The organism is Streptomyces argenteolus (assembly GCF_042902585.1).
Lineage (GTDB): Bacteria > Actinomycetota > Actinomycetes > Streptomycetales > Streptomycetaceae > Streptomyces > Streptomyces argenteolus.
Genome location: NZ_JBIBEG010000002.1, coordinates 356934 through 379819, shown reverse-complemented (window position 1 = coordinate 379819; position 22886 = coordinate 356934). Strand labels below are relative to the sequence as shown.

Sequence of the window (22886 nt, the reverse complement as noted above, 5' to 3'; positions counted from 1 at the left end):
CGGGCCCGAGGGCTCAGGCCGTCCCGACCGTCACGGCGAGAGTGCCGAGGCCTCCGCCCGCGCCGCGCAGGGCGATCGAGCCGAAGGGGGTGCGCAGCCGCAGCCAGGAACCGGAGGCCAGCAGGGCGACGGGGAAGCCGGGCGAGGCGCGCAGGAAGCCGAGCGACTGGGCCGCGTGCACGGCACGCAGCGGAAGCTCCGTGTCCCCGACCCTCCGGGACCAGATGTCGCGGCCGATCAGATCGCGTTCCGCCCGGTTACGCCGCTCCTCCGGCAGGGCCGCGTCGCGCGCCCGGAACTCGGCGACGGCGTCGGCCAGCGAGGTACGCAGGTCGGCGGGGCCCGGCAGCCCGGGGCGCTCCTGCCAGCCGCCGCGCGGCGGCAGCAGGCCCGCCCAGGGAGGACCGGTGACGGGCTGTGGCAGATGGGCCACGCCCGCGGGTTCGGTGGTCCCGTCGGTGTTCAGCGCTTCGAGGAGTTCACCGGCCGAGACGGTCACGTCGATGTCGTGGACCTCCGGCAGCCGGACGGTGCGGATCGCGAGCACCTCGAACGACGGCGGGCGGCCGAACACCGCCAGCGCGCCGCCGCCCGCCTGGAGACGGACGGCGGCGGCCCGGTCGTAGTGCAGCAGCCTCCCGAGGAAGGCGGCGAGATCCGCCGCCTCCCTCGCGTCGGCGAACCGCAGCGACCGTACAGGCACAGTCATGCGACGGCGGGCTCCTGGTCGAGGTACTCCTGGAGGAAGAGCTTCTCCTCGGCGGTGATCCGCCGGGGCCGCCCCGCCGCCAGGTCGTACGGCACGACGATCGTCGAAGCCCGCACGTAGACCTGCTCGGGGTCCTTGATCTCGTACGCGATCGTCAGCGACGCGGCGGTTATCTTCGTGACCCAGGACTCGACGGTCACCGGGGCGTGCCGGTGGACCAGCGGGCGCACGTAGTCGATCTCGTGCCGGGCCACGACGGAGCCGCCTGAGAAGGACGGCGAACCGTCCCCGGGCGCCAGCCGGAACATGAAGTCGATGCGCGCCTCCTCCAGGTAGCGGAGGAAGACCACGTTGTTCACGTGGCCGAAGGCATCCATGTCCGACCAGCGCAGCGGGCAGTCGTAGATGTGACGGGCCAAGTCGATCAGCCTCGCGTGAGCTTCTTGTACGTGGCACGGTGCGGGCGGGCCGCGTCCGCTCCGAGACGATCGATCTTGTTCTTCTCGTAGGACTCGAAGTTGCCCTCGAACCAGTACCACTTGGAGTCGCCCTCGTACGCCAGGATGTGCGTGGCGACGCGGTCCAGGAACCAGCGGTCGTGGGAGATGACCACAGCCGCACCGGGGAACTCCAGCAGCGCGTTCTCGAGCGAGGAGAGGGTCTCGACGTCGAGGTCGTTGGTCGGCTCGTCGAGGAGCAGCAGGTTGCCGCCCTCCTTGAGCGTCAGCGCCAGGTTCAGGCGGTTGCGCTCACCACCGGAGAGCACACCGGCCGGCTTCTGCTGGTCCGGGCCCTTGAAGCCGAACGCCGAGACGTAGGCCCGCGACGGCATCTCGACCTGGCCGACGTTGATGTAGTCCAGCTCGTCCGAGACGACGGCCCAGAGGGTCTTCTTCGGGTCGATGTTGGCGCGGGACTGGTCGACGTAGGAGATCTTGACCGTGTCGCCGACCTTGATGGCGCCGGAGTCGGGGGTCTCCAGGCCCTGGATCATCTTGAACAGCGTGGTCTTGCCCGCGCCGTTCGGACCGATGACGCCGACGATGCCGTTGCGCGGCAGCGTGAACGACAGGTCGTCGATGAGGACCTTGTCGCCGAAGGCCTTGGAGAGGTTCTCGACCTCGACGACGATGGACCCGAGACGCGGGCCCGGCGGGATCTGGATCTCCTCGAAGTCCAGCTTCCGCATCTTGTCCGCCTCGGCCGCCATCTCCTCGTAACGGGCGAGACGGGCCTTGGACTTGGTCTGGCGGCCCTTGGCGTTGGACCGGACCCACTCCAGCTCTTCCTTGAGCCGCTTGGCGCGCTTCTCGTCCTTGCGGCCCTCGACCTTGAGGCGGGCGGCCTTCTTGTCGAGGTACGTGGAGTAGTTGCCCTCGTAGGGCAGGGCGCGGCCCCGGTCGAGCTCGAGGATCCACTCGGCGACGTTGTTCAGGAAGTACCGGTCGTGCGTCACGGCGACGACGGCGCCCGCGTACTTCGAGAGGTGCTGCTCCAGCCAGTTCACCGACTCGGCGTCGAGGTGGTTGGTGGGCTCGTCGAGGAGGAGCAGGTCCGGGGCCTCGATGAGGAGCTTGCAGAGCGCCACACGGCGCTTCTCGCCACCGGAGAGGTTCACGACGGGCCAGTCGCCGGGCGGGCAGCCCAGGGCGTCCATGGCCTGCTCCAGCTGGGCGTCGAGGTCCCACGCGTTGGCGTGGTCCAGGTCCTCCTGGAGCTTGCCCATCTCGTCCATCAGCGCGTCGGAGTAGTCCGTCGCCATGAGCTCGGCGACCTCGTTGAAGCGCTTGAGCTTGCCCATGGTCTCGGCGGCGCCGTCCTGGACGTTCTCCAGGACCGTCTTGCTCTCGTCGAGCTCGGGCTCCTGCATGAGGATGCCGACGCTGAAGCCGGGCGAGATGAAGGCGTCACCGTTGGACGGCTGCTCCAGGCCCGCCATGATCTTCAGCACCGTGGACTTACCGGCACCGTTGGGTCCCACGACACCGATCTTCGCGCCGGGCAGGAAGTTCAGATTGACGTCATCGAGAATCACCTTGTCGCCGTGCGCTTTGCGCGTCTTGCGCATGGTGTAGATGTACTCAGCCAAGAGAAACCGTCCGGCAGCAATAGAGGGGTGGGCAGATACACCCATCTTGCCTGACGTCCGCGCCCGGACGGAAACCCGTCCGGTCCCCGGTACACCCGCAGGGGCGTACCGGGGGCACCCGTGAGGGCGTACCGGGGCATGCGAGGGCCCGGTACGGATGTCCGTACCGGGCCCTCACCGGCGCCTTCCCGTGCTGCGCCCGTGCTCAGCGCTCAGTCACTCACCGTTGCTCTGCGGCTTCTTCCGGCGGAGGAAGAAGACCGCGCCGCCGCCGAGGACGACCAGGGCGATGGCGACACCCGCGATCACGGGGGTGGCACTCGAACCGCCGGTCGCGGCGAGGTCACCCTCGGCACCGGTGGAGCTGGTGCCGGTCTGGGCGGGGACCGGCTCGGAGCCGCTCTGGGTGCCGACGCCGTCACCCGGGGTGGGGGTACCGGCGGTCTCGCAGTCCAGGACGCCCTTGAAGTTCTTGCTGAACCCGCCGGGACCGGTGATCGTGAAGTCGTACGCCTGGTCCTCGGCGACCGGGATGGTCACTGTGCGGGTCTCGCCCGCGGCGATGGTGTGCTCGGCACCGGCCAGCTCGAAGGTGAACGGCTCGTCGCCCTTGTTGCTCGCGGTGATGTCCACGCCGCCCTTGGCGCAGTTCTTCTGCGCGGTGAGCGCGGGGACCGCACCCTCCTCGGCCCAGGTGGCGGTCGCGGTGGCCGTGACCGTGGACTGGCTGGAGCCCGCGAGGATCATGGTCTGGCTCTTGGTCAGCCCGGCGAAGACCCGGCCGACCGGCACGGAGGTGGTGGCCTGGACCGTCAGCGCGGCGGAACCGTCGGCCGCGCCCTCGGGGATGTCGAAGTACAGCCCGGCTCCGTCGGCCGCCTGCGTGACCGGCTTGCCGTCCTTGTCGGTGACCGTGACGCCACCCGCGGCGGCGTCGGCGGGCGGGGTCACGGAGACCTGGCCGGCGTCGGTACGGACGGTGACGGGGCCGACCCGCTCACCGGCCTTGCCGGAGACGGCTGCGGGCTCCAGCGCCACGGAGGCCTTGGGCTCGGAGAGGCTCTCGGCGTTCTTCTCCAGCCAGTCCGCGAGCTTCTCCGCGTGCGCGTCCTTGGCCTCGACGTCGGCCTTGTCGGAGAAGCGCCAGATGGCGACCTGGGTGCCGGCGGCGGCGGTCTTCGCGGTGAGCGGCCCGGTGCCCGCCTCTCCGGCGAGCGCCGAGAGGTCGTCGACCTGCGGGTAGGAGTGCTGGAGGATCCAGCGGATCTTGCCCGCGTTCTCGTTGGCGCCCAGCGAGGTCTGGGCCCAGGGGGTCTCCAGGTACTTCGCCCGGTCCTGCGTGGGGTTGTGGATGTCGATGCAGTACGTCTTCAGCTGGCCGCCCCCGTCGACGTCCAGCTCGAAGAGGCCGGCGGGGAGCTCCTGCGTGGCGGGCTCGCCGTTCTCACCCTTCGTACGCAGCAGCGCGCTGTCGTAGGTCTTCAGCCCGTCCAGCACGGCGGTCGCGCCGCCCTGGTGCTGACCCGTCTCGTCGGCCGGAGCCGCCGTGGCCGCGCTCGCACCCACGAGGGTGCCCGCGGCGACCAGTCCGGCGGTCAGGACTGCCGCCGCGGCCTTGACGAGGCCGAGGCCCCGCCCGGTCTCGGTCCGCACCTGGCCGTTTCGCCTGCTCCCGCTCCGGCTCCCTATGGAGCCCTCCGTCGCCGCCGTCGGCGACGAAGTGGATGCTGAAGACACAGAAAACACAGAATTCCCCTCCGGGCGAGACCTTCACGGTTGATGCGCGTGTGGGAGGTGTCTCGCCAGCAAACTCAAGTGCCGCATGAGTACGGGGGAATCGTATGGAGCGAGCGGAGGACAGTCCCCCGTCATAGCGTCAGATAACCATTCCGAATCGCAATCGTTACAGCTCTCTTCGGCGCGCCCCCCTTGTTCAGGACACCGATACCATTTCCGTGGCCGGTTTCTGACGATGCGTAGGCGCCACCAGGGCCGGATCGCCTCTGAGCACCCTCCGGAACGCCGCCGTCCCTTTCGTCAGGTCGTGTCCCACCGCCACGGCCTCGACGTCCACGGAGGTCTTCCAGACGCCCTCCCGCTCCTCCTCGCGCACCTTCAGACGGCCGTGCACGACGAGCGGCTCCCCCACCGAGACCGAACCGGAGAGGTTCGCCGCGAGCGTCCTCCGGGCCCACACCGTGTAGAAACTGGTCCGGCCGTCCGCCCAGACCTGCTGCTCCCGATCCCATCTCCTGGGCGTCACCGCCATCCGGAACCGGGCAGTCGATCCCGCCGCCGTCTCCCGGAAGTCCACCGGTGTGGCGGCGTTCCCCACGAGTGTCACCAAGGTCTCGTTCATTTCCCGTCCCCCGTTTCCCACTGCTTCCCTGTTGCTTTCCGTCCGCTTTCCGGCCCGCCGCCCCGCACCGCACCGATGCGTCGCGACGTCATGCGAGGCACTTCGGCCGCACGCGGTCCCGCACGGTCCGGAACGGTCCGCCGGTATGCGGGCCGGTGTGTCCGTCCGATGCGTTGTCACCATGCTGGACGGAAAGCGGAAATCCTGCGGAAGCCTGTGGATTACCGGCCGGTTGTGGAAAACTCCGTCACCGCCACGTACCTCTCGCGCACCTCCCGGTAGCGCGCCAGTTCCGCCGCCACCGGGTCGAGGACCCGGGCCCTGCCGCAGCCCGCCGCCGCCTCGCGGAGCCGCCGCTCCGCCTCCTGCCCGTATCTGCGCGCGGGCCCTCGGGCAGCGGCGGCGCACGACCACTCGACGAGCGGCCCGCCGATCACGCCGGCCAGCATGAGCAGGGCGGGGACGATGAGGCCGGGCTCCAGCACCCCGACGATCTGGCCGAGCAGCCACAGCCCGCCGAAGAGCTGAAGCAGCGTCATCGACGCCTGGGCCAGTACCGCCGCGGGCCACCACGCGGGGCGCGGCGGCCTTGCGGCACGGCCGCCCGGTGCCCCCGCGAGGGGAGCGCCCGCCCTGCCCGCCAAAACCGCCCCGCGCCCCGCCGAGCCCGTGGCCGTGCCCGGTGTTCCCTTCCGCGCGCCCGTGGAGGCGGTCTCACCGCCCGATCGGCCGCCCCGGCCGCCCGCTCCCGACTGCGCGGCCCGGGACAGCTCGTCCAGCGCCTCCGGCAGCCCTTTCGCCCCGCCCACCGCCGCCTCGCGCACGGCCTGCGCCCAGGGCGCCGGCAGCCCGTCGACCGCGTCGTCGGCCAGCTTCCGTACGGCCTGCTCCACCCGCTGCCGGGCGGTGAGCTCCTCCTCCGGGGGAGCGAGAGCCTGCGCCATCAGGTCCAGCCCGCCGAGCTGCCGGGTGGACTCGTACCAGCGCCACAGCCGCAGCCACGGCGTCCCGCAGGCCCGTCCGGCGTTCCTGCGCCACTCACGTTCCGCCGCCTGCCCGGCCGCCGCCGCACCGACGGCCTCCGCGAGCCGGTCCGTGAACTCCTCACGGGCGCGCTCCCCCAGACCCGGCCGTCCCTCGGCGACGTACACCGGCCGCAGCCGGGCCGCCGCGGCGTCCACGTCGGCGGAGAGCCTGCGTGCCGCGGCCGTCCGGTCCTGGACGAATCTGCCGAGCAGTTCGCGCAGCTCACCGACTCCTTCACCGGTGAGCGCGGACAGCGGCAGGACGGTGGCGCCCGGCTCGCCGTGCTCCCCCACCGCCATGCCGTCCTCGTCGAGCAGTCGGCGCAGATCGTCCAGCACCAGGTCCGCGGCCTCGCCCGGAAGCCGGTCGATCTGGTTGAGGACGACGAAGGAGATCTCGGCGTGTCCGGCGAGCGGTCGCAGATAGCGCTCGTGCAGGGCGGCGTCCGCGTACTTCTCCGGATCGACGACCCAGATCACCGCGTCGACCAGGGCGAGCACCCGGTCGACCTGGTCCCGGTGGCCCGTCGCGGCCGAGTCGTGGTCGGGCAGGTCGACCAGGACGAGCCCTTGCAGGGCCTCGTCGGTGGCCGTGCCTCCCTGGACGGGCCTGCGCCGCAGCCGCCCGGGGATGGCGAGCCGGTCGAGCAGCCCGGCGGCACCGTCGGTCCAGCTGCAGGCGATCGGCGCGGAGGTGGTCGGCCTGCGCAGCCCGGTGTCGGAGATCTGGACGCCCGCCAGCGCGTTGAAGAGGGTGGACTTGCCGCTGCCCGTGGCCCCCGCGATCGCGACGACCGTGTGCCGCGAGGACAGCCTCTGACGGGCCGACGCCTCGTCGAGCACGCGCCCCGCCTCGGCGAGGGTGTCCCCGTCGAGCCTCGCGCGGGAGAGCCCGACCAGTTCGCGCAGGGCGTCGAGCCTCGGCCGCAGCGGGCTGCCGGGCAGCCCGTACGCCTCGACCTCCGGGCCGGCGTCCTCCTCGGGCGGCTTGGGCCCCTCCGCCTTCTCCTGGGCGGCCTCCGCCGCGCGACGCGCGATGAGCCCGTCGTCCCAGCGCCGGCCGTCGCTCGCCTCCACGGCCCTCCCGTCCTCCGGCCCCTGCCCGTGGTCCCGGCCCTCGTCAGTGACGGCAGTCATCGCTGCCACCTCTCCTTCTGCAGTACGGACAGCGCGGCGATGAGTTCGGCCTGTGGTTCCGGGGCGACCTCCAGCGCGTCCAGGGGCGCGAGCCGCCGGTCACGCTCGCCGTTCAGGACCTGGTCCAGGCAGGTGGTGAGCAGCGCTCCGCCCTTGTCGCGGAGCCTCAGCGCCCCCTGGGCCCCGATGCGTTCGGCCAGCTGCTCCCCGGCGCCGCGCGCGCGGCGCCCGCCGAGCAGGGCCGCCGCCAGCAGCGCGGCCACCGTCTCCGCGTCCGGCGCGGCATTGCGTTCGAGGAGCCGTGCCTCTTCCTCGGCCAGTTCCTCGAGGACCCGCCGCCAGCGCCGTACGGCCATCCCGATGCGGCCCTGAATGTCCTCGGCCGGTCCCCACCCGCCCGCCTCCCGCCCGGCGTCCTCGAAGCGGAAGATCCCGGCGGCGGGCTCGCGCTGCCAGGTGGAGCGGATCTGCTCGTCGGCGGCTGCGACGGCACACTGCAGCAGGGCCGCCAGGCTCTCGACGAGCGACTCCAGCAGCTCCCCCGCCGTACTGTAGAGCGGGTAGCCGCGCCACCGGGTGCGGGCGCCGCCGGCGAGCACCGCACCGTTCCCGAGCCGCTTGCGCACGCGTGCCAGCTCCTTGCCGTACGACTCCTCGACCACACCGGTCAGCCTCACGGCCGCCGCGTACTGGGCGGCCACGGCGGCGGCCAGCTCGGGCATGCGTACGTTCAGCGAGTCGATGACCCCCGACGCCGTGCGCCCCACGGCCTGCTGACGGGCCGCCGGGTCCTGCACGCGGTGGGTGAGCCAGGCGCGGAGGGGGGCGACCGCGGTGGTGGGCAGCAGTCCGCTGCCCCCGCCCGCGGACTCGGGCAGTTCGGGGATCGTGAAGCGGGGCACGTCCCCCAGGCCGGCCCGGGTCAGCAGGGCCGCGTACTGCCGGGAGACCTCGGCGATGACCTGGTGCGGCACCCGGTCCAGGACGGTGACCAGGGAGGCGTCGTACTCCTTGGCGGTACGCAGGAGGTGCCACGGCACGGCGTCGGCGTACCGGGAGGCCGTGGTCACCATGATCCACACGTCGGCGGCGCAGATGAGCTCGGCGGCGAGGACCCGGTTCCCCACGACGAGCGAGTCGATGTCGGGAGCGTCCAGGAGTGCGAGCCCCCGGGGCAGCGTGGCCGCGGTCTCCACCCGCAGCACGGTCTCGTCGCGGTCCCCTTCGGCCCCGAGGTGATCGAGTCCGTCGGGGTCGGCGGCCTGTCCCGGAGGCAGCCACACCCGGGTCAGCTGGGGCAGCACCCGCACGCCCGCGAACCAGTGGTGGTCGTCCGGGTGGCAGACGAGCACCGGTGTTCTCGTCGTCGGGCGCAGCACCCCGGCCTCACTGACCCGGCACCCCACCAGCGAGTTGACCAGCGTCGACTTCCCGGCGCCGGTGGATCCGCCGATCACCGCGAGCAGCGGGGCCTCGGGATCCTTGAGCCGGGGCACGAGGTAGTCGTCGAGCTGGGCGAGCAGTTCGGTCCGCGTCTGCCGGGCGCGCGGGGCCCCCGGCAGCGGGAGTGGAAGACGCACGGCAGCGACACGGTCGCGCAGGGCGGAAAGTGCGTCGATGAGCTGGGGCCGTACATCCATGGTTACCACATGTGAAGAATGCCCAATTTTGACGCCTTTTTGAAGCGTATAGGCCCCCCTGCGCGGCGAATCTCCCCCGGGGGACAGAGGGGACGAGTGGGGCGCAGGCATAACGAGTGCACAACACCCGGGCCGCGAGGCGCGAAAAGCGGTGCATGAATCGCACCTACCTGCGATTATCGGTTCGCTTCACCGAACCTCCACATCGTGCCACGCAGGTGAAGCAACCGGGACGAGGCGATCTGAGCCCTATCCTTGTCCCGGCACGGTCGCGGATGGCTTGAACGAGCGCCTTCCGGGGCACCAGGCCGACACCCGGCCCCCGTAGCTCAGTGGATAGAGCAGGCGCCTTCTAAGCGCTTGGCCGCAGGTTCGAGTCCTGCCGGGGGCGCAAACAGCCTCTCACCAGCAACAACAGGTGGGAGGCTTTCTATTGCCCACCCAGCCCGGCGCAATCACGCCAAGCGCCTGCACCGCGCTCGACCGCAGGATCCGGTCCTGCCGGGGGCGCTCAGCTCGCACTTCGTCAGCCCTCGCCCGGAGGGCCTTCGCAGGTCACCGCACGGTAGCGAGGGCGGCGTAACGAAGGCGTAAACGCGGGAGCGCCCAGGTCGCGGCGAGGAGAGCCCGGCCTCGTTTGGTGCGCCTACCTCCGGCGCCGCAGGTACCAGGCGGCCACCAGCACGACGAGTACGGCAACCACGAAGGCCCACACGGTCGTTGCGCCGTGGTACGAGCGATATGCGGTCAGGGCGAGCATGCCCCGCCGGGTACCCCGGGGGCGCAGCTTCAGTCGGCGGGCATCGTCCGCCGGCCGTCACCGGCTCCCGGGCGCCGGTCACCGGGTCGGGCTGCCCCGGGGTGCCGCCCGGCCGGTCGAACCGCTCCTCGCGCACCTCTGTCGCCGCAGCGGCCCTCCATGGTACTCATGAAAGTGATTAGTCAGATTCTTGAGTACGGAGATGACACGTGGACGCCGCAGACCTCTTTCGCGCAGCCGTCGACCGGCGGGACCTCGACGCCCTGGACAGCCTGCTCACCGACGACATCCGCCTCAACAGCCCCGTCAAGTTCACGCCGTTCGAGGGCAAGCCGATGGTGATGGGGCTTCTGGGGGTCCTGCTGCGCACCTTCGAGGACTTCCGCTACATCGGCCGGTGCACCGGTTCCGCACAGGCCGGCGACGGGGCCGAGACGCCGTCCACGGTGCTGGTCTTCCGCGCCGAGGCCGGCGGCAAGGAGATCCACGGCATCGACCTGCTGCACGTCGGCGACGACGGGCTGATCAAGGAGATCACCGTCATGGTCCGTCCGCAGTCGGCCGTGCACGCCCTCGGCGAGGCCGTCCTCGCCGGGCTGGTCGCCGACGGGCTGGCCCCCGCGCCCACCCCGTCGTAGCCGCCCGCGGGCCCGGTCCCCGCACGGCCTCGGCGCGCCTCCCGTCAGCGTCCGAGCCGTTCCAGCAGTGCGGGCAGGTCCGCGAACGAGTCCAGCACGTGGTCCGGGGACCCCTCGGCCGCCTCCAGGGTCCCGGCGCGGTACTTGCCCGTCTTCACCAGGGCCCCGGTGAGGCCGTGGTGCTGGGCGCCGAGCACGTCCGACTCGATGTCGTCACCCACCATCAGCGCCTGCTCCGGGCGGGCGCCGAGGTGGGTCAGCGCGGCAGCGAAGAACGTCCCGGAGGGTTTGCCGGTGACGGCGGCCTCGGTGCCGGCCGCCCGTTCCAGACCGAGGAGGAACGCCCCCGTGTCGAGGGCGAGCCCGTCGGCGGTGCGCCAGTACAGGTTGCGGTGCATGGCCACGAGAGCGGCGCCCTGCTGGACGAAACGGAAGGCACGGTCGAGTGCCGCGTAGGTGAAGGCGTCACCGGCGCCGCCGAGCACGACGACGTCGGGCACCGCGGCGTCCGCGTCCTCCTGATCGACGAGGGTCACCCCGGACAGGTCTCCCCGTACGTCACCGGAGCTGATCAGCAGGCAGCGGGCGCCGGGGTGGCGCTCGCGCAGATGCGCCGCCGTGACGGTGGGCGCGGTGAGGATGTCCTCGGCACCCACGGGGAAGCCGGCCCCGGCCAGCAGGTCCGCGATCCGTTCGCGCGTGCGCGAGGTGGTGTTGGTGACCAGCGCCAGGGGAACGCCGACGGCCCGCAGCCGCTCCATGGCCCGTACGGCGCCGGGCAGCGGCTCCCAGGACACGGTGAGCACACCGTCGATGTCGATCAGGACCGCGCCGATTCCGTCCATGTCATCGACCGTCCCCGAGTTGCCCGATCAGCGCAAATGGGGTTGTTTCGAAGGTGGGGTGCGCGTGTGTGCGTCCGCTCCCCCGTTGGAGGTGAACCACCGTGCTGTTCACCGACCGCACGGACGCCGGGCGGCGGCTGGCCGCGGCGCTGCTGCATCTCGGGGGGCGCGATCCGCTCGTCCTCGGACTCCCCCGGGGCGGGGTTCCGGTGGCGTACGAGGTGGCGGAGACCCTCGGTGCACCGCTCGACGTGATCGTGGTCCGCAAACTCGGCGTACCTCACCACCCGGAGCTGGGTTTCGGCGCCATAGGCGAGGGCGGGGTGCGGGTCATCAGCGACGAGATCATGCGCCATGCCGGGGTGCGGGAGAAGGACCTCGTCTCCGTCGAGCGCGCCGAGGAGAGGGAACTCGTCCGCAGGGCGGCGGCCTACCGGGAGGGCCGGCCACGCCTGCCCCTGAAGGGCCGCGCGGTGGTCGTGGTGGACGACGGGGTCGCCACCGGCGCGACCGCCAGGGCGGCCTGCCAGGTGGTACGGGCGCAGGGCGCCGCCCACGTCGTCCTGGCCGTCCCCGTCGCCTCGCCGGACGCGGTCGCCCGGCTCCGCGAGGACGTGGACGAGGTGGTGTGCCTCTCCACGCCGAGCCTCTTCTCCGCCGTGGGTGAGTGGTACCGGGACTTCTCCCAGACCTCCGACGAGGAAGTCGTGGCCCTGCTCGCCCGCGCCCCCAGGCGCCGCGACGACGCCCCGCAGGCCGGGATGGACACGGGCGCGCCGAACGCCACGCGCGTCGGGACGGACGCGGGCGGCACGGACGAGCAGGTCGAGGTGGACGCGGGCGGGGTCCCGCTCGCCGGGGACCTCGCCCTCCCCGCGGGGGCCGGGGCGGTGGTGGTGTTCGCCCACGGCTCGGGCAGCAGCCGGCACAGTCCGCGCAACCGCTCCGTGGCCACGGCCCTGAACCGGGCCGGCCTGGGAACCCTCCTCTTCGACCTGCTCACCCCCGGGGAGGAGGTCTACCGCGCCAACGTCTTCGACATCGACCTGCTGGCCGGACGGCTCGCGGACACCACCCGCTGGGTCCGTGACCGCGTGTCCGTCCCGGTCGGCACCTTCGGGGCGAGTACGGGGGCCGCGGCGGCGCTGCGTGCCGCTGCCGCTCCGGACCCAGGGGTCGGCGCCGTGGTCTCCCGGGGCGGGCGCCCCGATCTGGCCGGGGCGGACCTGTCCGGGGTGCGGGCGCCCACGCTGCTGATCGTGGGCGGCGACGACACCACGGTGATCGATCTCAACCGGCAGGCGCAGGCAGCCCTGCGGTGCGAGCACCGGCTGGAGATCGTCCCGGGCGCCACCCACCTGTTCGAGGAAGCGGGCGCGCTCGACCGCGTGGCGGAGCTGGCACGGGACTGGTTCACGGCACATCTTCTGCCGTGAGCGGCGTGGGTCACGACGCGGAGGGCGCGTCGGCGGAGACGAAGTCCCGCTGGGGGAAGGGGTGGTACCGGCCGGCAGCGGGAGCGCGGCAGGTGCGGCAGGCGCGACCAGGATGCTCTGATCCCCCGTACCGGCCCACGCCCCGGCGTCCCGGCGGGAACCCGCGCCCGGCGAGGTGTTCCCCGTCCACGGGTGCGGCCTACGCTCTCCGCAGCGGTCCGGTGACGGGGGTGAGTGGTCGTGCGGGTGCGGCTGGTGGAAGGCGCGGGCCTTGCGGCGTACACCGAGGGTATCCGGCGGGTGTACGCCGACGTGTTCTCGGCCCCGCCGTGGAACGAGGCCCCCGCAGCGGCTTCGGCGTACGTCGAACGACTCCTCGCGGACGCCCAACGGCCCGGCTTCACGACCGCGTTGGCGTGCGACCCGGCCGGGGCGGACGACGGCCTCGGCCCCGTGGGCGACGCGGAGAGCGGCCCGGCCGGGGCGAGCCACGGCTTCGGCACGGAGGGCGGCGCGGGGGGCGGTCCGAGGGCACGGAGGGGTGACCGCGCGGGCGCCGTGTGCGGATTCGCCACCGCATGGACCACCCCCGACGCCTTTCCCGCCGACCGTAGTTACGGTCATGTGGCGAAGGCGCTCGGCCCCGAGCGGGTCACCGCGTGGCTGTGCGGCGCCCGGGAGGTCGACGAGCTCGCCGTCGTCCCCGCCGCACGCGGAACCGGCGCGGCGGCGGCCCTGCTGACGGCGGTCACCGAGGGGGTGCCCGGCGGCCGTTGCTGGCTGCTGACCTCCGTGCGCGCGGAGGCGGCCCTGCGTTTCTACCGGCGCGAGGGATGGCGCCGGGTGCCCGTGGAGGTACCCGGCAGGGCCGGACTCGTCGTCCTCCTCGGTCCCGGCCATCCGGCGGTGGACACCCTCCCCCGCCGTACCTGAGCGCGAACACCCGCTGCGGACTTGTGAGTTGAGCGATGCACGACCGTTATATGAATCGATTCAAATACGCGGAAGATAGTGGGCTCCCGATGAGCTGTCAAGGGCGCCTGCCCCCATCGCCCCGTTCAGCAAGCAGATCACTGCCCTTCGCGGAACTTCCCGCTATCAACCCATTGACTGTGCCCGCAATCCCCGTTTAGCTTCCGAGCAACCTCATTGAAACCTTTCACGGTGGGCGGAGCGACTCAGCCCCGCTGCTGAGGAGCTCCCATGAACGAGTCCGCCCCGGGCCCTGACCCGGTCCTGGCCCTCAAGGGCGTGAGCAAGTCCTTCGGTGCCGTACGGGCCCTTCAGGACGTGTCCTTGCGGTTGTTCCCCGGCGAGGCCCACGCGCTCGCCGGGGAGAACGGCGCCGGGAAGTCGACGCTGATCAAGGCCCTTGCCGGAGTGCACCGCCCGGACAGCGGCGAGGTGCTCCTCGACGGCGCGCCCGTCGTCTTCCACGGCCCGGCGGACGCACGCGACGCGGGCATCGCGGTCATCTACCAGGAACCGACGCTCTTCCCCGACCTGTCCGTCGCCGAGAACATCTTCATGGGCCGCCAGCCCCGGCGGTCCCTGGGCCGGATCGACCGCAAGGCCGTGCACGGGACCACCGCCGCACTGATGCGCAGGCTCGGGGTCGATCTGGCGCCGGACCGGCCGGCCCGTGGGCTGTCGATCGCCGACCAGCAGATCGTCGAGATCGCCAAGGCCCTCTCCTTCGACGCCCGCGTCCTGATCATGGACGAGCCGACGGCCGCCCTGACGGGCAGTGAGACCGCCCGGCTGTTCTCCGTCGTCCGGGCGCTGCGCTCCGAGGGTGCCGCCGTCCTGTTCATCTCGCACCGGCTCGACGAGATCTTCGAGCTGTGCCAGCGCGTCACGACCCTGCGCGACGGCCGGTGGATCTCGTCCGAGCCGCTGGAAGGGCTCACCGAGGACGATCTGGTGCGCAGGATGGTCGGCCGTGACCTCGACGACCTCTATCCCAAGCAGGCCGCCGAGGTCGGCGAGGTCGCCCTGTCGGTGCACCGGCTGACCCGCGAGGGCGTCTTCCGCGACGTGTCCTTCGACGTCCGGCGCGGTGAGATCGTCGCGCTCGCCGGACTCGTCGGCGCCGGCCGCACGGAGGTCGCGCAGGCGGTGTTCGGTGTCGACCGCGCCGACGCGGGCGAGGTGAAGGTGGCGGGGACGGTGCTGCGTCCCGGTTCGCCGACCGCCGCGATGGACGCCGGGCTCGCGCTCGTGCCCGAGGACCGGCGCCAGCGCGGTCTGGTCATGGATATGTCGATCGAGCGCAACATCGGGCTGACCGGCCTGGGCGAGGTCCGCAGGCGCGGGCTCGTCAGCCGGGCCCTGGAGCACGACCGGGCCGCCGACTGGGCGGTGCGGCTCCAGCTCAAGTACAACCGGCTGGCCGACACCGTGGGCGTGCTGTCGGGCGGCAACCAGCAGAAGGTCGTGCTGGCCAAATGGCTGGCGACCGGCCCCTCCGTCCTGATCGTCGACGAGCCCACCCGGGGGATCGACGTCGGCACCAAGGCGGAGGTCCACCGGCTGCTCTCCTCGCTGGCCGCGGACGGCCTCGCCGTACTGATGATCTCCTCCGACCTGCCGGAGGTCATCGGCATGGCCGACCGGGTGCTCGTGATGCACGAGGGACGGCTCGTCGCGGAGATCCCGCGCGAGAGCGCCACCGAGGAGTCGGTCATGGCGGCGGCCACCGGACGTGACGAGAGGGCAGCGGCATGACCACCACCGTCGAGAGCCCACCGGACACCGCGAAGACCCCGGAGCGCAGTGCCTTCTCCCTCGTGGACGCGGTCTTCCGGGCGCGTGAGATCTCCATCGCCGGGGCGCTGGTCCTGCTGGTCCTGGGGACGTATCTGGCCAACCCGCGCTTCCTGTCCGACCAGGGCGTCAAGGACCTGCTGCTCAACGCGTCGATCCTGGTACTGCTCGCCGTGGGGCAGTCCGCCGTCGTGATCACACGGAACATCGACCTGTCCGTCGGCTCGGTCGTCGGCCTGTCCGCCTTCGCCTGCGGCACGTTCGTCGCCGGGAGCGACCACGGGGTGCTGACCGTGATGCTGCTCGGCACCGCCATCGGCGTGGTCTGCGGCCTCGTCTCCGGCGCCCTCGTCAGCTTCGGCAAGGTCCCGGCGCTGGTCGTGACCCTGGGGATGCTCTACATCATCCAGGGCATCGACTACTGGTGGGCGCAGGGCGAGCAGATCAGCGCCTCCGACGTGCCGGAGGCGGTCCTCGGCCTGGGCAGCGGCGGCGTGCTGGGCATCCCCTACCTGCCGCTGATCGCCCTCGCCCTGCTCGCCGCGACGGCGTACTTCCTGCGCGCCTACCGCTCGGGCCGTGAGCTGTACGCCATCGGGTCGAGCCCCGAGGCCGCGCGCCTCGCGGGCATCCCGATCCGACGCCGGGTCCTCGCCGCGTACGCCTTCTCCGGGGCCGTCGCCGGCTTCGCCGGGGCCCTGTGGCTGGCCCGTTTCGGCACCGTCGTCGCGGACAACGCGCACGGCTGGGAGCTGACCGTGGTCAGCGCCGTCGTCGTCGGCGGTGTCACCATCACCGGCGGCACCGGCACGGTCTGGGGCGCCGCGCTCGGCGCCCTGCTGCTCACCACCATCGGCAGCGTCCTGGTCGTGCTGAAGGTGAACTCCTTCTGGCAGGGCGCCATCACCGGGGCGCTCCTGCTGCTGGCCATCAGCGTCGACCGGATCGTGAACCTGCGGATGACCGCCGCACTGAGGAAGAGGAGCGCCCGTCATGACCACGGCGCCTGACACACACACGGCTCCGCCGTCGCGGAGCTCCCTCGTACAGGGCCTGGCGCTGCGCTGGGACACCGCGGTCGGCGTGCTCCTGGTGGCGGTGCTGGCCGTCGGCCTGGGGAGCACGGAGGGTTTCGGGTCGCGCGAGAACCTCGCGTTCGCCTTCAACGACATCGCCGAGGTCGCCCTGATCGCCCTGCCGATGACCCTGCTGGTCGTCGCCGGTCAGGTGGACCTCTCGGTGGCCTCCATGCTGGGCCTGGGCAGCGCGCTGACCGGTGCGCTGTGGGAGGCGGGCTGGGCCTTCGAGACGATCGTGCCGGTGGTGCTCCTGGTGGGCGTGGCCGGCGGCCTCCTCAACGGCTGGCTGGTCACCCGGGTGGGGCTGCCCTCCCTCGCCGTCACCATCGGCACCCTCGCGCTCTACCGGGGTCTGGCCTCCGTGGTGCTCGGCAGCGACGCGGTGACGGACTTCCCGCAGGTGTACGCGGACTGGGCCGTCGACACCACCACCGTCCCCGGCACCTTCCTCACCTATCCCGTGCTGCTCTTCCTCGTCCTGGCCGTCGTGACCGCCGTGGTGCTGCACGCCACCGGCCTGGGCCGCTCGCTCTTCGCGATCGGCGCCCAGGAGGAGGCCGCGTTCTTCGCCGGGGTCCGGGTCAGGCGGATCAAGCTGCTGCTCTTCGTCGTGACCGGGCTCTTCTCGGCCTTCGCCGGTGTCGTCTTCACCCTGCGCTACGGAAGTGCCCGCGCGGACAACGGACTCGGCTTCGAGATGCTCGTCATCGCCTCCGTCCTGCTGGGCGGCATCGACTTCGACGGCGGCAAGGGCACGCTCTTCGGGGCGGTGGCCGGTGTGCTGCTGATCGGCGTCCTGAAGAACCTGCTCACCCTCAACGACGTCGCCAACGAGGTGCAGGTCATCGTCACCGGGCTGCTGCTCGTGGCGTCCGTCCTGACTCCACGGATCGTCGCCGCCGTCGTCGAACGGCGGCACCGGCGGGCCGCGAACACCCCCGTGACCCAGCAGTGACTCCCCTCCTCCCTCCCCGAAAGGCACACGCCGCCATGATGCTCCGCAATGCCGCCGGGCGCCGCGCCGTCGCGACCGCGGCCACCGCCGTCTCCCTCGCCCTCGCCCTGACCGCCTGTTCCGGCACCACCAAGGACAGCGAGGACGGCGGCGGTGCCGAGGCGGCGAGCAACGCGAAAGCCGACCCGGACGCCCCGCTGAAGAAGGGGCTGAAGCTCGGGTTCCTGCCCAAGCAGATCAACAACCCGTACGAGAAGATCGTCGACGAGGCGGGCATCGCGGCGGCGAAGGAGTACGGCGGCACCGGCAAGGAGGTGGGGCCCTCCGACGCGAACGCCTCCTCGCAGGTCTCCTACATCAACACCCTGATCCAGCAGCGCCAGGACGCGATCCTCATCGCGGCCAACGACCCGAACGCGGTCTGCGGCCCTCTCAAGCAGGCCATGAAGAAGGACATCAAGGTCGTCGCCTACGACTCCGACACGGCGAAGGACTGCCGCCAGCTCTTCATCAACCAGGCCAGCTCCGAGGAGATCGGCCGCAGCCTGGTCCAGCACCTCGGGGAGCAGATCGGCCACAAGGGCAAGATCGCGATCCTGTCGGCCACCCAGAACGCGACCAACCAGAACACCTGGATCGAGTACATGAAGGAGGAGCTGAAGCTCCCCGCGTACAAGGACATGGAGCTGGTCAAGGTCGCGTACGGCGACGACGCGGACCAGAAGTCCTTCCAGCAGACCCAGGGTCTCCTGCAGGCCTACCCGGACCTCAAGGGCATCATCTCCCCCACCACGGTGGGCATCGCCGCCGCGGCCCGCTACCTGAGCGACTCCACGTACAAGGGCAAGGTCGTGCTCAACGGGCTCGGCACGCCGAACCAGATGCGTAAGTACGTCAAGGACGGCACCGTCGAGCAGTTCTCGCTCTGGAACCCGGAGGAGCTCGGCTACCTCGGTTCGTACGCCGCCGCCGCGCTGGCCTCGGGGCAGATCACCGGCGCGGAGGGGGAGACGTTCAAGGCGGGCAAGCTCGGGGAGTACACCGTCGGCAAGGACGGCGAGGTCATCCTCGGCGAGCCGACGGTGTTCGACGCCGAGAACATCGACACCTTCAACTTCTGAGCGGGGGAACCGTTTTCATGCAGCGCGTCTGCTTCCTGCTGAAGGTCCGCGAGGACCGCAAGGACGAATACCGTGAGCGCCACGCCGCGGTGTGGCCGGAGATGCTCGCCGCGCTGTCGGAGGCGGGCTGGCACAACTACTCGCTCTTCCTGCGCGAGGACGGCCTGCTGGTCGGCTACCTGGAGACGGAGGACTTCGACGCCGCCCGGGAGGCGATGGCGCGGACGGAGGTCAACGCCCGCTGGCAGAGCGAGATGGCCGGGTTCTTCGAGCAGGAGGAGGCCGCCGACGAGGCCATGGTCCCGCTGACCGAGGTGTTCCACCTGGCCTGAGCCGCCGGCCCTGACCTGCCCCGGCCGCCACCGGCAGCCGGGGCGGACCTGCGTCAGGGCGCGGCGAGAGCGCCCCGTACGTCCGGGTACTCCACCTCGTCGGCGAGCCTGTAGCCCAAGCCGGCCAGCCTCGCGGCGACGTCGGCGGGGCTCCGGCCGGTCAGGCTCGCGCTGCGCAGGACGTGTTCCAGGTGGACGCCGTCCAGGTACGACCGGTCGACGGTCTCCAGCAGCCGGACGTCCGCCTCGTCGGCCGTCTCCGGCAGCAGGGCGTTCTCGTGCAGCCGGTGCCCCAGCTCGGTGAGTCTCCGGGTGATCTCCTCGGGGCTCCGTCCCGTCACGAGGGACGCGCGCAGGACGTGCAGCAGCCGGAGGCCGACGACGGTGTTCCTCGTCAGCCAGGGAGCGGCGCCGTCGAGTGCCTCGCTGAGGATGACCAGGTCGTCCTGTTCGGGGGTCTCGGGCACCTGCCCGCCCGGCCCGCCGATCCCCAGCTCCTCCAGCCGGGCGACGACGTCCGCGGGGCTCCGTCCCGTCTCGCGTGCGACGGCGAGCACGTGCCCCAGGGGCGGCGGCGTGTAGCGCCCGAGCCAGCGCGGGCCGCGGACCTCGCTGATCCTGAGCAGCACCTCGTCCGCGGCTTCAGGGGTGTACGGCAGCCGGAGACCGAGGGCGGCCATGCGTGTCGCGGCGGTGTGCGGGCTGCACGCCAGGGAGGTGGCGATCTCCAGCACGTGTGCGGCCGGCACTTCGTCCCCATGGTCGAGCCAGGTGCCGTCCCCCCTCGCGTCGGTGCGGATCAGCATGACGTCCCGGGGGTCGGGGGATTCGGGCAGTGGGCCGTGGCCGCCGATCCGGTAGCCGAGGGCGGTCAGCCGGCGAGCGACGTCGGCGGGAGAGCGCCGGGTGTACCCGGCCGTCTCGACGATCCGGCGCAGGGAGACGGGCTCGGCCACGTCCACCCAGGGCTCGCGGTACCAGTGGTGCCCTTCCGTCCTGGTCAGCGCGGCGTCGTCGAGGGACACCCTGTCCGGCAGCGGGGATCCGGGCACCTGTACGTCGGTGTGTCCGAGGGCGGTCAGTCTCGCGACGACCGCCGCGGGACTCCGCCCCGTCAGCGCGGCGGCGTACAGCACGTGGCCGTACGGGACCCGGACACCGGGGTCCAGAGGGTGCTTGCCGTCCAGCGTGCGGCTGGTGATCAGGAGGTCGGCAGGGTCCTGCGGCTCGACGGGGGCGTGGGACACGGTGCGGGCCTTTCGTCTGCTGCGTGGGTGGCGGAACGGGTGGTCGAGGGGGTGACGGGCCCGGTCATTCGGAGACCGCGATGTACCGCCGGGGCTCGCCCTCCTCGACGTACGCGTCGTCCTCCTCCTGCTGCCTGGCGGTGAGGTTCACGCGCACCCCCTGGGGTTCCAGCTCGGTCCAGATCCGCAGCATCATGTCCTCGCCGAGGTAGTGGTGCGAGAGGTCCAGCTCCCGCAGGTGGGCCAGCGACTGCCCTTCCAGCAGCGCCCGCGCACCCTGGTCGCCCAGGGTGCCCATCGACAGACTCAGCGAGGTCAGCCGGCGCACGACCGGTGCCGTGGCCAGCGCCGCCGCCAGCTCGTCCTGGACCAGGCTGTTCTGGAGCCCCAGGTGGCGCAGCGCGGGCTTGCCCTCACCGGCGAGCAGCGGGGCGAGGTCCTCGACCGTGGTGCCGCCGCCGTAGTCCTCGTCGCCCAGCCACAGTTCCAGCCGCTCCAGGGACGGCAGGTGTGCGGCGGCGATCTGGGCAGCCGCCCCGGGGGGCAGCCCGCCGGACTCGACGCGCAGCACCCGCAGGTTCGCGTGTCCCGTGACGGGGAAGGCCAGGCCGTCCCCGCCCCTCACGGCCAGCTCCCGCAGCCCGGGGTACGCGTCGAGGAGTGCGCCGAGGTCCTCCAGTTCGATCGTGGAGATCATCGCCTCCTCGTACTCCAGGTCACCGAGGAAGACCGCTCGGAGTCCGGTGAACCGGGCGCGCAGGCCGATCAGTTCGTCCAGGGAGTCTCCGCCCTGGTCGTCGTACCAGGGACTGCCGAGGATCAGGGCCCGCACCCTTTCCAGGCCGACGGATTCGGTGAACCTCTTCCAGTACGACCCGGAGGGCTCGTCGGTCGGGTACGGCCCGCAGTGGAGCCGCCAGGCGACGGCCCCGGCGTCGGGCAGGTCCGTGGGGTCCGCGTACGGCGGGAAGGTGAAGACCGGCAGTCCGTGGAACTGCTCGACATGATGGACGTGCGGCAACGGGGCGCTCCTGACGGTCCGTTCGATCACTGTGCGGTGTGTTCTATCAGCCGCCACCGACAGCGCGGGGCCCGGCGGAGGTGCTTCCCGCCGGGCCCCGGACGCGTCAGCCGACCTCGCCCTCGGCTCCGCCGCCCGGCGGTTCGTCACCGCCGCCGTCGCTGATGCGGTCCGCCTGCTCGATGGCCGTGGCCAGCTTGGCCACCGAACTGTCCTCGGTGGACGAGGCCAACGCCTTCGCCCGGTCCGCGAGTTCGCCGAGCGAAGGGGTGCCGGCCAGATCTCCGCCGCGCAGCGTGTCCGCGAAGTACGCGGCCACCGCGGTCACCTGGAGCCGTGCGCTGTCGCCGCCCCAGAGCTTGCCGTCGATCGCGCCGGTCCTCACCGACCCGGTCTCCTCGTGCGCCTTGCGCGTCTTCGGGTCCAGCCAGCGCACGGTGGCGGTCGCCACGTGACCGGACGCGCCCTCGCGGAGCTTCACGGCGTAGAGCGCGGTCACCGTGTGGCCGGGGCCGACCTCGCCGCCGTCGACGCTGTCGTCCCGGAAGTCCTCGTCGGCGACCTTGCGGTTCTCGTAGCCGATGAGCTCGAACTGCGCCACGGTCTCGCGGTCGAAGGCCACCTGTGCCTTCGCGTCACGGGCACGCAGCTCGACGTGGGCGGGCAGCTGGTCGACGAAGACCTTCCTGGCCTGGGTCTCGTCGGCGATGTAGGTCGTGTTGCCGTCGCCCTTGTTGGTGAGCTGTTCCATCAGCGCGTCGCCGTAGTCGCTGCCGACGCCGACGCCGAAGAGGGTGATGCCGTACTCCTCACGGGCGTCGGCGATCCGTTCCAGGATCGCGTCGGCCTCGGTCTCGCCGGTGTTGGCGAGGGCGTCGGAGAGCAGCACGACCCGGTTGGTCGCGCCCTTGCGGTGGCCTTCGACGGCCTCGTCGTACCCCTGCTGGACGCCCGCCGCCACGTTCGTCGAGTCGGCCGGCTCCAGTTCCTCGATGGCGTCCCGGACCTTGGTGCGGTTGCCCCGCAGGCGGGTCATCGGCAGCCGGGTCTCGGCCTCGCCGCTGAAGGTGACCAGGGAGACGGAGTCGTCGTCGCGCAGTTCGTCGGCGAGGATGCCCAGGGACGTCTTCGCCAGGTCGAGACGGCCGGGCTCGGCCATCGAGCCGGAGATGTCGACGACGAAGGTGAGGGCGGCGGGCGGGCGTTCGCCGGCGTCGGATGCGGGCCTGGTGGCCAGTCCGACGCGTACGAGCGACCAGTCCGCGGCCCCTGCTCCGGGCTTCGCGCCGTCGACGGAGACCGAGAAGCCGTTGCCCTCCGGAGCCTTGTAGCCCTGGCGGAAGCTGTTGACGAACTCCTCCGGGCGCACGGTGTCCGGCGCCGGCAGCTGACCGTCTCCGAGGGTGCGGCGCGCGTATCCGTAGCTCGCGGTGTCGACGTCGAGCGCGAAGGTCGAGAGGTAGTCGGGCGCCGCGCTCTCCCGGGCGTCGCCCTCCTCCACGGCGCTCGCCCCGTCCTCCTGCTGCGCGGGTGCGGGCTGCCTGCCCCCGGCGGGGCCACCGTTGCCCGTGGCGTGGTCGGCGGTGGACCTCTCACCCGAGTCCGGCGCACCGCAGCCGGTGATCAGGATTCCGCCCGCCAGGAGCAGCGCCAGTGCCCCTCGGTACGTCCTCGCCCTGCGTTCCATCAGTACCCCCCACGTCGTGGACATCTGTGAATGTGACGTA

Annotated in this window: 19 protein-coding genes and 1 tRNA gene; 9 read left to right on the top strand and 11 right to left on the bottom strand. The window is 71.9% G+C overall.

Going from position 1 to position 22886, the window contains the following annotated elements:
- Positions 1–13 precede the first annotated feature (13 nt).
- From ACFY8O_RS08315 to ACFY8O_RS08285, 7 genes are all read right to left on the bottom strand, one after another.
- The gene (locus ACFY8O_RS08315) at positions 14–709 is read right to left on the bottom strand and encodes a hypothetical protein (RefSeq protein WP_387900051.1); all 696 of its coding nucleotides are present in this window, start codon (positions 707–709) and stop codon (positions 14–16) included.
- The gene (locus tag ACFY8O_RS08310) at positions 706–1128 is read right to left on the bottom strand and encodes an acyl-CoA thioesterase (protein WP_145801480.1); all 423 of its coding nucleotides are present in this window, start codon (positions 1126–1128) and stop codon (positions 706–708) included. Before ACFY8O_RS08310 ends, ACFY8O_RS08315 begins: the two co-directional genes overlap by 4 nt.
- A 5-nt stretch (positions 1129–1133) precedes the next feature.
- Entirely contained in the window at positions 1134–2798 is a 1665-nt protein-coding gene (gene ettA / locus ACFY8O_RS08305; RefSeq protein ID WP_145801478.1) for an energy-dependent translational throttle protein EttA, read from the bottom strand.
- 216 nt (positions 2799–3014) lie between these two features.
- Positions 3015–4544, bottom strand: coding sequence for a Cys-Gln thioester bond-forming surface protein (locus ACFY8O_RS08300; RefSeq protein WP_387900048.1), 1530 nt, complete (start codon positions 4542–4544; stop codon positions 3015–3017).
- A gap of 187 nt (positions 4545–4731) precedes the next feature.
- Positions 4732–5157 (bottom strand): single-stranded DNA-binding protein, encoded by a 426-nt coding sequence (locus ACFY8O_RS08295; RefSeq protein WP_387900046.1) that lies wholly within the window; start codon positions 5155–5157, stop codon positions 4732–4734.
- Between the two features lie 221 nt (positions 5158–5378).
- Positions 5379–7319, bottom strand: coding sequence for a YfjP family GTPase (locus ACFY8O_RS08290; RefSeq protein ID WP_387900044.1), 1941 nt, complete (start codon positions 7317–7319; stop codon positions 5379–5381).
- A complete protein-coding gene (locus ACFY8O_RS08285; protein ID WP_145801474.1) occupies positions 7316–8959 on the bottom strand; it encodes a dynamin family protein in 1644 nt (547 codons plus the stop codon). Before ACFY8O_RS08285 ends, ACFY8O_RS08290 begins: the two co-directional genes overlap by 4 nt.
- Before the next feature lie 318 nt (positions 8960–9277).
- Between ACFY8O_RS08285 and ACFY8O_RS08280 the strand changes: the two genes are divergently transcribed.
- A tRNA-Arg gene (locus tag ACFY8O_RS08280) sits at positions 9278–9350 on the top strand.
- A gap of 578 nt (positions 9351–9928) precedes the next feature.
- Entirely contained in the window at positions 9929–10357 is a 429-nt protein-coding gene (locus ACFY8O_RS08275) for a nuclear transport factor 2 family protein (protein ID WP_387900042.1), read from the top strand.
- Between the two features lie 44 nt (positions 10358–10401).
- Here the strand turns inward: ACFY8O_RS08275 and ACFY8O_RS08270 are convergent, their stop codons facing one another.
- Positions 10402–11202, bottom strand: a complete 801-nt coding sequence (locus ACFY8O_RS08270) for a TIGR01458 family HAD-type hydrolase (protein WP_387900040.1) — start codon at positions 11200–11202, stop codon at positions 10402–10404.
- A gap of 101 nt (positions 11203–11303) precedes the next feature.
- Here ACFY8O_RS08270 and ACFY8O_RS08265 point away from each other — a divergent pair, with 101 nt between their 5' ends.
- The 7 genes from ACFY8O_RS08265 to ACFY8O_RS08235 all read left to right on the top strand — a co-directional run bounded on the left by ACFY8O_RS08265 (position 11304) and on the right by ACFY8O_RS08235 (position 18891).
- A complete protein-coding gene (locus ACFY8O_RS08265; RefSeq protein ID WP_387900038.1) occupies positions 11304–12638 on the top strand; it encodes a phosphoribosyltransferase family protein in 1335 nt (444 codons plus the stop codon).
- 234 nt (positions 12639–12872) lie between these two features.
- Complete coding sequence (locus ACFY8O_RS08260; RefSeq protein WP_387900037.1) at positions 12873–13571, top strand: GNAT family N-acetyltransferase; 699 nt, start codon at positions 12873–12875, stop codon at positions 13569–13571.
- A gap of 270 nt (positions 13572–13841) precedes the next feature.
- Positions 13842–15365 carry a sugar ABC transporter ATP-binding protein gene (locus ACFY8O_RS08255; protein ID WP_387900035.1) on the top strand — a complete coding sequence of 508 codons (1524 nt, stop codon included), beginning with the start codon at positions 13842–13844 and terminating at the stop codon, positions 15363–15365.
- On the top strand, positions 15362–16414 hold the full coding sequence (locus tag ACFY8O_RS08250; RefSeq protein ID WP_387900033.1) for an ABC transporter permease: 1053 nt from the start codon (positions 15362–15364) through the stop codon (positions 16412–16414). Before ACFY8O_RS08255 ends, ACFY8O_RS08250 begins: the two co-directional genes overlap by 4 nt.
- The gene (locus tag ACFY8O_RS08245) at positions 16398–17438 is read left to right on the top strand and encodes an ABC transporter permease (protein WP_387900032.1); all 1041 of its coding nucleotides are present in this window, start codon (positions 16398–16400) and stop codon (positions 17436–17438) included. The genes ACFY8O_RS08250 and ACFY8O_RS08245 overlap by 17 nt, the downstream gene beginning before the upstream one ends.
- A 35-nt stretch (positions 17439–17473) precedes the next feature.
- The gene (gene rhaS, locus ACFY8O_RS08240) at positions 17474–18559 is read left to right on the top strand and encodes a rhamnose ABC transporter substrate-binding protein (protein WP_387900031.1); all 1086 of its coding nucleotides are present in this window, start codon (positions 17474–17476) and stop codon (positions 18557–18559) included.
- 17 nt (positions 18560–18576) lie between these two features.
- Entirely contained in the window at positions 18577–18891 is a 315-nt protein-coding gene (locus ACFY8O_RS08235; protein WP_145801460.1) for an L-rhamnose mutarotase, read from the top strand.
- A 53-nt stretch (positions 18892–18944) separates the two neighbouring features.
- Here the strand turns inward: ACFY8O_RS08235 and ACFY8O_RS08230 are convergent, their stop codons facing one another.
- The 3 genes from ACFY8O_RS08230 to ACFY8O_RS08220 all read right to left on the bottom strand — a co-directional run bounded on the left by ACFY8O_RS08230 (position 18945) and on the right by ACFY8O_RS08220 (position 22846).
- Entirely contained in the window at positions 18945–20138 is a 1194-nt protein-coding gene (locus ACFY8O_RS08230) for a wHTH domain-containing protein (protein WP_387900030.1), read from the bottom strand.
- 64 nt (positions 20139–20202) lie between these two features.
- Positions 20203–21159: an STM4015 family protein gene (locus ACFY8O_RS08225; RefSeq protein ID WP_387900028.1), complete on the bottom strand. Its 957-nt coding sequence runs from the start codon at positions 21157–21159 to the stop codon at positions 20203–20205.
- Positions 21160–21265: 106 nt separating this feature from the next.
- The gene (locus tag ACFY8O_RS08220; RefSeq protein ID WP_387901054.1) at positions 21266–22846 is read right to left on the bottom strand and encodes a vWA domain-containing protein; all 1581 of its coding nucleotides are present in this window, start codon (positions 22844–22846) and stop codon (positions 21266–21268) included.
- Between the last annotated feature and the right edge of the window lie 40 nt (positions 22847–22886).

What these genes read in the sequence shown, in the direction of transcription:
- ACFY8O_RS08235 (WP_145801460.1), top strand. Translation starts at nt 18,577, where the DNA reads ATGCAGCGCGTCTGCTTCCTGCTGAAGGTCCGCGAGGACCGCAAGGAC.
- ACFY8O_RS08220 (WP_387901054.1), bottom strand. Translation starts at nt 22,846, where the DNA reads ATGGAACGCAGGGCGAGGACGTACCGAGGGGCACTGGCGCTGCTCCTG.
- ACFY8O_RS08315 (WP_387900051.1), bottom strand. Translation starts at nt 709, where the DNA reads ATGACTGTGCCTGTACGGTCGCTGCGGTTCGCCGACGCGAGGGAGGCG.
- ACFY8O_RS08250 (WP_387900033.1), top strand. Translation starts at nt 15,362, where the DNA reads ATGACCACCACCGTCGAGAGCCCACCGGACACCGCGAAGACCCCGGAG.
- ACFY8O_RS08255 (WP_387900035.1), top strand. Translation starts at nt 13,842, where the DNA reads ATGAACGAGTCCGCCCCGGGCCCTGACCCGGTCCTGGCCCTCAAGGGC.
- ACFY8O_RS08290 (WP_387900044.1), bottom strand. Translation starts at nt 7,319, where the DNA reads ATGACTGCCGTCACTGACGAGGGCCGGGACCACGGGCAGGGGCCGGAG.
- ACFY8O_RS08295 (WP_387900046.1), bottom strand. Translation starts at nt 5,157, where the DNA reads ATGAACGAGACCTTGGTGACACTCGTGGGGAACGCCGCCACACCGGTG.
- rhaS (WP_387900031.1), top strand. Translation starts at nt 17,474, where the DNA reads ATGATGCTCCGCAATGCCGCCGGGCGCCGCGCCGTCGCGACCGCGGCC.
- ACFY8O_RS08245 (WP_387900032.1), top strand. Translation starts at nt 16,398, where the DNA reads ATGACCACGGCGCCTGACACACACACGGCTCCGCCGTCGCGGAGCTCC.
- ACFY8O_RS08270 (WP_387900040.1), bottom strand. Translation starts at nt 11,202, where the DNA reads ATGGACGGAATCGGCGCGGTCCTGATCGACATCGACGGTGTGCTCACC.
- ACFY8O_RS08285 (WP_145801474.1), bottom strand. Translation starts at nt 8,959, where the DNA reads ATGGATGTACGGCCCCAGCTCATCGACGCACTTTCCGCCCTGCGCGAC.